This window comes from Chamaesiphon sp. GL140_3_metabinner_50 (assembly GCF_025361915.1).
In the GTDB taxonomy this organism is placed as follows: domain Bacteria; phylum Cyanobacteriota; class Cyanobacteriia; order Cyanobacteriales; family Chamaesiphonaceae; genus Chamaesiphon.
Genome location: NZ_JANYJC010000136.1, coordinates 1 through 9553 on the forward strand (window position 1 = coordinate 1; position 9553 = coordinate 9553).

At 46.4% G+C, this 9553-nt stretch carries 7 protein-coding genes, 1 tRNA gene and 1 pseudogene; 2 read left to right on the forward strand and 7 right to left on the reverse strand.

The genetic code is table 11. From position 1 onward, the window contains the following. The 3 genes and pseudogenes from Q0R35_RS07355 to Q0R35_RS07370 all read right to left on the reverse strand — a co-directional run. Window positions 1–1319 (reverse strand): class I SAM-dependent DNA methyltransferase (locus Q0R35_RS07355; RefSeq protein ID WP_295615497.1); only part of this gene is annotated, 1319 nt, incomplete at its 3' end. Window positions 1320–1593: 274 nt separating this feature from the next. Then, window positions 1594–3445, reverse strand: a pseudogene (gene hsdR / locus Q0R35_RS19495) (EcoAI/FtnUII family type I restriction enzme subunit R); the annotation flags it as partial. A gap of 122 nt (window positions 3446–3567) precedes the next feature. Next, window positions 3568–3639, reverse strand: a tRNA-Gly gene (locus Q0R35_RS07370). 123 nt (window positions 3640–3762) lie between these two features. Here Q0R35_RS07370 and Q0R35_RS07375 point away from each other — a divergent pair. Further along, window positions 3763–4518, forward strand: coding sequence for a glycerophosphodiester phosphodiesterase (locus tag Q0R35_RS07375; RefSeq protein WP_295615503.1), 756 nt, complete (start codon window positions 3763–3765; stop codon window positions 4516–4518). Window positions 4519–4543: 25 nt separating this feature from the next. Here Q0R35_RS07375 and Q0R35_RS07380 read toward each other — a convergent pair whose 3' ends face one another. The 3 genes from Q0R35_RS07380 to Q0R35_RS07390 all read right to left on the reverse strand — a co-directional run bounded on the left by Q0R35_RS07380 (window position 4544) and on the right by Q0R35_RS07390 (window position 6817). Beyond that, entirely contained in the window at window positions 4544–5377 is an 834-nt protein-coding gene (locus Q0R35_RS07380; RefSeq protein WP_295615505.1) for a DUF3598 family protein, read from the reverse strand. Window positions 5378–5487: 110 nt separating this feature from the next. After that, window positions 5488–6366: a HEAT repeat domain-containing protein gene (locus Q0R35_RS07385; RefSeq protein WP_295615507.1), complete on the reverse strand. Its 879-nt coding sequence runs from the start codon at window positions 6364–6366 to the stop codon at window positions 5488–5490. Between the two features lie 211 nt (window positions 6367–6577). Next, window positions 6578–6817 (reverse strand): hypothetical protein, encoded by a 240-nt coding sequence (locus Q0R35_RS07390; RefSeq protein ID WP_295615509.1) that lies wholly within the window; start codon window positions 6815–6817, stop codon window positions 6578–6580. 168 nt (window positions 6818–6985) lie between these two features. Here Q0R35_RS07390 and Q0R35_RS07395 point away from each other — a divergent pair, with 168 nt between their 5' ends. Further along, on the forward strand, window positions 6986–7648 hold the full coding sequence (locus tag Q0R35_RS07395; protein WP_295615511.1) for a HEAT repeat domain-containing protein: 663 nt from the start codon (window positions 6986–6988) through the stop codon (window positions 7646–7648). A gap of 118 nt (window positions 7649–7766) precedes the next feature. On the opposite strand, the gene Q0R35_RS07400 is transcribed toward Q0R35_RS07395, so the two are convergent. Next, window positions 7767–9383, reverse strand: coding sequence for a TROVE domain-containing protein (locus Q0R35_RS07400; RefSeq protein ID WP_295615513.1), 1617 nt, complete (start codon window positions 9381–9383; stop codon window positions 7767–7769). Window positions 9384–9553: the final 170 nt, after the last annotated feature.

Consider the following 9553-nt stretch of genomic DNA (forward strand, 5'->3'; position numbering starts at 1 on the left):
GGATTTTTGCAATCGAGATTATAGTTACGCGCCGCGATTTCTTGGGCTGAAACCTTCCAGGCATATTCACTCGGCTGACGATTTTGCCACCAATTTTTCTCGCGATCGAATTCCTGAATTGTTAGCGGTTTGGAGCGCGAATAAGACTTATATCCAGGCGGATAAGGATGCTCGAAAAACCACACATCCGCAGTCGAGCCGCCCTTATCAAAAAACAGGATATTGGTATTAATGCTAGTGTAGGGGCTGAATACACCCTTCGGCAACCGGACGATCGTATGCAGATTGAAATCTTCCAGCAACTCGCGCTTGAGATTGGTTTTAGTCCCCTCACCAAACAGGAACCCATCGGGCAACACCACCGCAGCGCGTCCCGTATCCGGCTTGAGCAGATGCATAATCAACGCCATGAACAGATCCGCAGTTTCGCGGGTTTGGTACTTCTTGGGGAAATTGCTTTCGATTCCATCCTCCTCCATCCCCCCAAACGGCGGATTGGTGATGATAATATCCACCCGATCCTTGGTGCCATAATCGCGCAGCGGACGGCTCAAGGTATTATCGTGAAGAATATTGCTCGGTACATCGATGCCGTGGAGCATCACATTCGTCATCGCCAGCATGTGGGGGAGCGGCTTCTTTTCCACCCCGTTTAACGTTTCTTGCAGCGTAATTCGATCCGCAGCGGTTTTTAAAAATGGTTTGAGATATTCGATCGTATTTGTCAAAAAGCCACCCGTACCACAAGCCGGATCGAGTAATTTTTCCCCCAATTTAGGATCGATAATATCCACCATAAACTGCGTCACCGCACGGGGCGTATAATATTCCCCCGCATTCCCCGCCGATTGCAGATCTGCGAGAATTTTCTCGTAGATATCATTGAATAAATGGCGATCTGTCGAAGAGTTGAAATCGACATCTTTTTCGATACTATTAATCACCTGACGCAACAGCGTCCCCGATTTCATATAGTTGTAAGCATCCTCAAATACCGCGCCCACAACCTTACCCTGGGGCGATACTCCCGCCGCATTCGCCAAAGTTTTCAGCACTGGAAACAGATTATTATTGACAAAATCAATTAACTCCTCACCCGTAATTCCTTCCGCATCCTTCGCCCAATTCGTCCACCGAAACCGACTCGACAGCGGCGATTTATACCCAGGAATAGTCAATTCCCATTCCTGCTCCTTATCATCAAAAATCTTCAGAAACAGCAACCACACAATCTGACTGATGCGTTGAGCATCGCCATCGACACCCACATCTTTCCGCATGATGTCCTGAATGGTTTTAATGAGAGTACCGATCGCCATAATGCTATTGTAGATGTGCCGTTAAATTAAATTCAGATATCTCATTATCCCACCAACCCGCCAAAATCCCCTCCTCAGAGGGGTGGCGCGAAGCGACGGGGTGGGTAGATCTCCGCTACCCACCAATCATCCCAAACTATCTCCCGTCGATCGATAAAATATTCGGAATTGGTAAGACTTCGGCGGAGATCTACCCACCCCGCCCGTTGGTCACCCCTCCGTTCGCGTAGCGTCTGCCTTCGCAGAGGAGGGGATTTACAGGCGACGATCTATTTTAGGCACTGTACAACGATCGCTTCAAATCCCTAATCGCCTCCTGATATTGAGCCGTCCCGCCAAAACCGCGCACGATTTCTAGTGGCGTACCAAATTGCGTAAACGGTGCAACCGTCAGCACCTGAGTTTCCTCAATCTGCCCCACACCTGCATCCGCATACTTATCCAGCAAGGCTTCCAACACCCGCCTAGCTAGTTCGCCATACTTGATGAAGTAATCTCGCTTTTTCACCTGCTCCGCCCGTTCCTTGCGGGTCAGGGGTGGCATATCCCAGGCGATATGACAGAGCAAATCAAAGGGGTCACAATCTTTGCCAATTTCATCAGCCAATGCCTCAAAGAATATCCCCTCTTTCGCCAACTCATCGACGATCGCTTGTTTCTTATCCGCACTACTCCACCGCACCAGAAAATTATCCAGCGAGGTAAATTCCTGATTCAATTTTTTGCGGGTATAGTCTTTGAGAGATTCAGCAATTAATTTACCACTCGAATCGTAATATTGCACCCGTTCGGCAATTACTCTGACTTCGACATTTGCCACTACATAGCGACGTACCCCAACCTCTTCAACATCCTCTGGCTCGTCGCCATCCGTCCATTCAAAGCCGCCTTCCGGTGGATACACGCCATCAATGACATCATCTTCCCCTTCAGGCAGTTCTGGCGGTACGGGCGAATCATCGGGATGTTTTGGCTCGTAGATCTGGACGGGATCGCCATCAAAATCTCGATCGGCAAATAATTCGGTCGATATTTTCACAAAAGACGATCGTTTTATCAAAACGGTTGGTGGCTTTGAGAAAATCACTAATTTTCTTAGCTACCAATTGAGTACGCGGATCTAATACTAATTTCTTGTCAAAATCTCGTTGATTATAAATCCGATCCTCAATTTCATTCCCGTATTTATCCCTTTGTCCTGCCGCTGGTCGCCACCCTTCCAAATCCTTGTCGATATCGATCCGTACCACCTTATACGGCGCAAGAAACCCATCGTCGATGCCCTGTCTGAGTGAGTATGTATAAATCGGTTCGCCAAAATAATCGATATTAGAAACTTCCTTAGTTTCCTTGGAAGTAGCCGTCAATCCTACCTGAGTCGCCGCAGAAAAATAGTCTAATATCTGCCGCCAAGCCGAATCCGCTGCCGCACTACCCCGATGACATTCATCAATTACAATTAGATCGAAAAAGTCAGGGCTAAACTGTTTGTAAATCTTCTGTTCCTCTTCATTCCCCGTTACCGCCTGATACAACGACAGATATATCTCATAAGACTTATCCGCCTGTCGCTGTTCGATCTTGGTCATCGCCGAACCAAAGGGTTTAAAATCATTAGTCATCGTTCGATCGACTAAAATATTGCGGTCGGCTAAAAACAACATCCGTTTTTTCGCTTTCGATTTCCACAGTCTCCAGATAATCTGAAAAGCGGTAAAAGTTTTCCCCGTACCCGTCGCCATCACCAATAGAATTCGGTTCTGACCTTTGGCGATCGCTTCAATCGTTTTATCGATCGCCAATAACTGATAGTAGCGTGGAGTCTTATTACTTCCGTCACTATAATAATCCTGAGTAATTAACTTTTGCTGTGGTACAGATAATCCCCGATGTACGCACCACCGTTCCCACAAAGTTTCTGGCGATGGAAACTCATCTAAACAGATCTCCCGCTCGATTATTCCGTCGGTAGCAATCTTGTTATGAAACAAAAAGCGATCGCCATTAGAACTAAATACAAATGGTACTTGCAGTAGTTCGCCATAACCCAGACCCTGCTGCATTCCGTCGCCCACCGAATGATTATTATCCTTCGCCTCAATCACTGCGATCGGGAGATTAGGCTGAGCAAGTCGATCGGTGTAATAACAGGAAAAACTATTGCCTGTCGGAGTACGAGACAACTATTGGGAAATAAATACCCAAAACTCAGCGAATATCGATGAAATGTACAGCAGAATCTAAAAAAAGCGGGCGATGAGGCTCGAACTCACGACGTTCACCTTGGGAAGGTGACATTCTACCACTGAATTACACCCGCAAACTATGACCAGTTTAACACACAAAGCGATCGATCGACCACAGACACTGCTAGCCAATTCACTTATGATACTGATACTGACAGTATTTTGCTTTATACAAGTATCATAATCGGTCGATCGTGATGAATAATTTGCATCGAGTCTCGTTAGCGCAGCCGCCGAACATCAGGATCGTCGCACATCGAGGCAAAACAGCGACGATCGCCTCTGAAAATACAATTGAAGCTTTTAAAAAAGCGATCGAGATTGGAGTTCCCCAAATTGAATTCGACGTGCGGATGTCTCAAGATGGCTACTTAATTATTTATCACGATCGCGCGATCGATAATATTAAAGTTGGCGATCTTCAATATCATCAATTGCAAGCGATCGCCAGAAGTAAGGGGTTTGAAATTCCTTTATTTGAAGATATCCTCAAGCTCTGCCGCGATCGGATCGCGCTAGATATCGAACTCAAAGAAGAAGGCTACGAGGAGCGAGTTGTGGCACTGACGGCTAAGTATCTCAACTACGCTGATTTTGTGGTTAAATCTTTTAATGATGCTTCGGTGCGAAAAATAAAAGATTTAGATCCACAGATCGAGGTCGGATTATTGCTAGGCAAAGTTACTGGCAAGTTTCCGTTAGTTAGCATTTTAGCTCAATTTTTCCCTGAATATAGGATCTTGAAAACTGGCGCAAATTTTGTCGCCCCACACTATCGGCTGCTAAAGTTAGGATTCTTGTGGCGGATGAAGCTGCTCGACATTGCAGTTTATGTCTGGACTGTTAATGACGAACGACGATTGTTTAAACTGATTAGGAATAAATATATTGCAGCAATAATTACCGATCGACCCGAATTGGCACTCAAAATTCTGCACTCGTACCGAAATTAGCTGGGCGATCGGACTCTTCAAATATTTACTCAGCAACCAGCTCTTCGACATAAAAGCTCGTGCCGTGCCACTTGCCAGTGCTGTCATATTGGCGTACCAATCGCTGTCTGTGTCCGATTTGATGTACCCAACCAATTTCTACATAGAAGGGGTGTCCTAGCTCGATTTGAGTGGGTGTGGTGGTATAGCCAGCATCGGGGTGGAACAGGGTTTGATACGGCTGTCCATCGCGGCTGGTAAACTGGAGCAATCGATCGCCCTGAGTGCTAATCGCGATCGATTCATTATCTGCGAGTAATTGGTACCCGCGATCGGTAGTTGTCAAGATCGACTGGGTGCGTTCGACAATCGGCGTTGTGGAATGGGGATAAAATGTGGTAGCGGTACCTTGCCAAGTGCCTAATAAATAGGCAATAGCAAGCTGGGGACGTTCGGGTGTCGTGGTGCCTTGACGATGTTCGCGCACGAAAGTTACCCGATCGAATTTACCATTGGCATCGAATACCTGAATCGTCCGAAACCGCCGATCCATAGCCACTAATGAAAATTCGGCGATCGTTTTCACACCCGCTGTTACCGCCAGTGCGCCAGAACTAAATGCACCCGTCTCGAAATAAATTGCCCCGATTCCCGGCGGCGTACTAAAATCCCACACCACTTCTTTGGCATAGCGTTCGGTACTATTAGGGAGCGGATAAAAGCGGGTTAGTACCAGATGGATGGCTTGGTTATCGCGGGCACCTTCGAGTTTGATGATGCTGGGGATATCTTCGATCGCTTCACCCGCAGGGGTAACGCTGGTAAAGGAACCTACCCATTCACCTAGATTTTCGAGGACGCATTCCCATTGGGATTTCATGTGGAGAGTAAGGAGTAAGGAGTAAGGAGTATGGAGTAAGGAGTAAGGAGTGTAATTAGTTATCAAGCCTAAAACCTAAAGCCTAAAACTTAAAGCCTAAAACCTAAAGCCTATTCCTTATTCCCTATTCCCGATTCAATTTTGGAGATCGCTAATTTTGCGAGGACTCTAACTGGCTCTAGAGAGTCGTTTAGGGCTGCTTGGAGGTGGGGAATTGCCGATCGATCGCCCAATTTACCTAGCGATACAGCAGCAGTACGGCGAACTTCACCATCGATGTCGCCTAGTGCGGTAATTAAGTAGGGTAATGCGGGTAAATATGCCATTTTCCCGATCGCGGATGCGGCTTCCGATCGCACGTTAGGATCTCGATCCTGCAAGGTTTCTAGCAGCATTTGAGCCGCACGAGCATCGCCTTTTTCTTGCACCAAATGGGCGATCGCACCGACAGTCGCACAGCGCACGTCGATCGAATCAGATTTTATGGCATCTTCTAAAAAAGGCGCAGCATCCGCACCGATGAACCCCAAAGCCCAAGCCGCATGTCCCTTAGTACTTTCCGATCGGATCGGATCGGCTAAAATCTCTAGCAAGGCGGGTACCGAGGCTGCGCCCATTTTGGCTAGTGCGCCAACAGCCGAGCCTTTGACGACGGTATCTTCGTCGTTTAATAGTGCGTGAAGTAAACTAGGCACGGTTGTCGGATCGATAATCAGAGCCAGCGTTTTACCCGCAGCCCGCCGCACGACGGGATTGGCATGATGTAGCAGCGCATCTACTAGTAATGGTGTCGCCGTTCCCCCGATATCGCCCAAGGTTTGGGCAAACCGCAACCTTACCAACCCGCGCGAATCGCCCAGACATTCCACCATCTGTTTGAGCGTGGTAACATCCTCAGCATCGAAAGTATCACGATCGATCTGCTCGGTAATCGATCGCATTAAAGCATCAGTTTCATCAGGATCGAGTACTGGAGTGTTTTCTTTCATGTCTGTTGGGAGGGAGATGGGAGATGGGAGATGGGAGGTGGGAGATGGGAGATGGGAAATGGGAGTGTGGGAGATGTGGGGAGTGTGGGAAGACGGAGACATAATCGTCAAGCTGATAGTAGTAAGCTTGTTAGCATTTGGTAACTCCTTACTTCTTACTTCTTACTTCTTACTTCTTACTCCTTACTTCTTACTCCCTACTCCTTACTCCTTACTCCTTACTTTCCATTAACGCCCTGTGGCGGGCTTGAATTTCTTGCATCATGGCATCAATTTTCGCCAGTTCCGGTTCCATTTGCGCTATGGCTTTGGCTTTGGGTAGTTTGGCTTTGTGAATGGCTTCGGTGGTATCGTGTACCAATCGATCGCGATATTTCTGGAGTTCGGCAATAATTTCTGCTAAATCTGCGGCGGTAACTGTTTCGGTAGTCGTCAGATCGGATTCGGCCATATTAATAAGATAATATTTTATAAGTTTTAAAAGTTGGGAGATTGTCGCTCGTGGGTGCCATTGCTTGCCTCAAGCCGACGATCGCCTAGTTTAAATCTTCGCAGATCCCGTCACCAAGTGACACAGCTTTTGATTAGAGTAAATAAAAGATCTCTCATAAATGTTGTTATGGAATTACCGGAAATCGATGCTGCGTTAAAGAATCCTGACTTTCAGTATCGGCTTAAAGCGATCGCGGCTCTTAAAGATTACGCTCCAGAAACTGCTGTGCCGATCTTAGTTGCTACGCTCAAAGATCCCGAATTTTTGGTACGATCGTTCGTTGCTAGAGGCTTGGGCAAACAACACTCAGCCGAGTCTTTCGCCGCACTTTTGGAAATGACCAAATTTGACGATACGCCCAATGTCCGCGCCGAAGCTGCCAATTCGCTCTCGCTATATGGTAAAGTCTCAATCTCGCACCTAGTTTCAACATTTTGTCAAGACGATCATTGGTTGGTTCGCCGGAGTATCCTCGCCGCTTTAGAAGAATTAGACGCTCCCGCCGAACTAATTGAAATTTGTACCGAAGCCCTTGCAGGCGAAGATCTTACCGTTAAAGAAGCCGCGATCGATGCCTTGGCAACGCTAGTTAATTCCAGCCACCACGCAGCCGTGCTAGCGCAATTACTTACCTTCACCACCGCCGAATCGCCCCGCTTGCGCGCCAGAGTCGTCCACGCGCTCCGCAAATTCGACGAACCGATCGCCCAATCAGCCCTTATCGAACTCCGCCAAGATTCCGATCGTCAAGTCGTAGCTGCTACTTTAGAAGATTTATTTCAGCAATAATTTAGGTTTTAGGCTTTAGGTTTTAGGCTTTAGGTTTTAGGTTTTAGGTTAATCGAAAGATAAAATACCCTAACTCAATCTTGGTTGCTTGAGTTAGGGTTAGAGTAATGGCTAAAAGTTATAATTCACCACTGGCGATCGATTGAATCAATCTGGGAGTGCTCGGATCGAACCCGGCAATATCCCAAGAATTAGGATCTTGAGGATCTACTAACGAGATATCGTTCGGCACCAGCGAGATATAAATAGCCTTCGCATCGCGATTTACTTTTTGACGGTATTCAGCTAAAGCTTGAGTGGGGTGTTGACTTCCAGCCCAGCTTTCACAATCCGTCCACAAGCAAATTACGTCTGCATAGCAGTTATTTTTTATCATCCATCTAAAAGCAGAACTAGCATCGGTACCACCGAAATTTAGATCGCTAGCTTTTTTAATTGCCGAACTAAATGAGTCGCTACGAGTGATTTTCAAGTCAATAAAATTGGTTGAAAATCCACGAATCATATAATTTTGCTCGGCTTTTGCCGATGCTAATGCCATCGTCGTGGCAATTTCACAACAGGTTAGGTTTATCGAACTCACCGTGTAATAAGACATCGAACCAGAGATATCGACAGCGTGCATAAACACTTTACCAGTCGGCTCGATCGCATCAAAAGACATTTCGAGAGCGGTTTCTAAAATATCGACGATGCGCGGTACGGGAGTCCAAGTTTTGCTACTTTTACCCAAACTACCGCCGGATTGATATGTTTTGAGTGCTTTTAGTATATCGATCGGGTGAATGCGTCCTTTGCGTAAATGTTCTTTACTATTGAGGATACTCGCGACTCGAACGATATTTTTCTTGCATTTCTTGGTGTAATCAAATATCCCAATTTTGGTTAAAGAACCGAGATTTCGCAACAAAGCACCGATCGGCATATCTTCAAATAATAACTGCCAAGCACCGACATCCATTTTACCTATAGGTGCAGCCATTTCATGAGTTAAGCGTCCCTTAGAAATTGCCGTCTGAGTATGCTCTGGATTGCGTTTTAACCATTCATACCACCAGATCTGATTTAATGCGTCTATAGGCGATTTTGGAGGTAATTTGTCCCATCCATTGGTTACCCATTTAAACAACAGATCGCGATCTTCGGTTTGCGGTTTGGCATGAAATAATCGTAAGGCATCGCGATTAGAAAAACCGTGGCGTTGTTGATATTTCAACAATTGATAAGCCAGAGCTTTAGTATCGCCTTGCAATAACCAATTTTTACCAGCTTCGCGGACAATTTTACCGAAACCGCGCACGGATTTGGTATAACTCATCCATTCATAAAAGTGGCTGGCGGTGCGTATGACTTGAGGAAAAATCGATTGAAAAGCTGTTTTAGCAGCGGGAAATTCACCCATTGAGAGTAATACTAATGCCCAAATTGGCGCACTATTATTAATCGATCGACCGTCAGAAGCATAGACGATTTCTTGTGCCACTCGATCGGGATCTGCGGCGATCGCCTGTTCTAAAACATCGACGAAATCGTTAGTTAATTCCCATTTAGTTGCATGATAGCTACCGTTACCAGTCCCAATTAACAAGCACCGACGCAATTGTAACCAGATGCCCGATTTAAACATATAACCGCCCGATTTACCTTGAATCATTCCTGATTCGCGTCCGGGAATTGGTAGGGCTTGGGGTGTAGTTTGGGTTTGTTTGTTACCGAGAAAGAATTGATAAGTCATGGCTTTTAATTTCTTTCAGCCCGTGAGGGCAATAATGTGAAAAATTAGTGATGATGCGTAGTCCTTTACCCCACCCCAGCCCTCCCCTTATAAAGGGGAGGGAGCCGGATAATCCTCCCCTTTATAAGGGGAGGGAGTAAAGCCCCCCCTTTATAAGGGGGGGTTGGGGG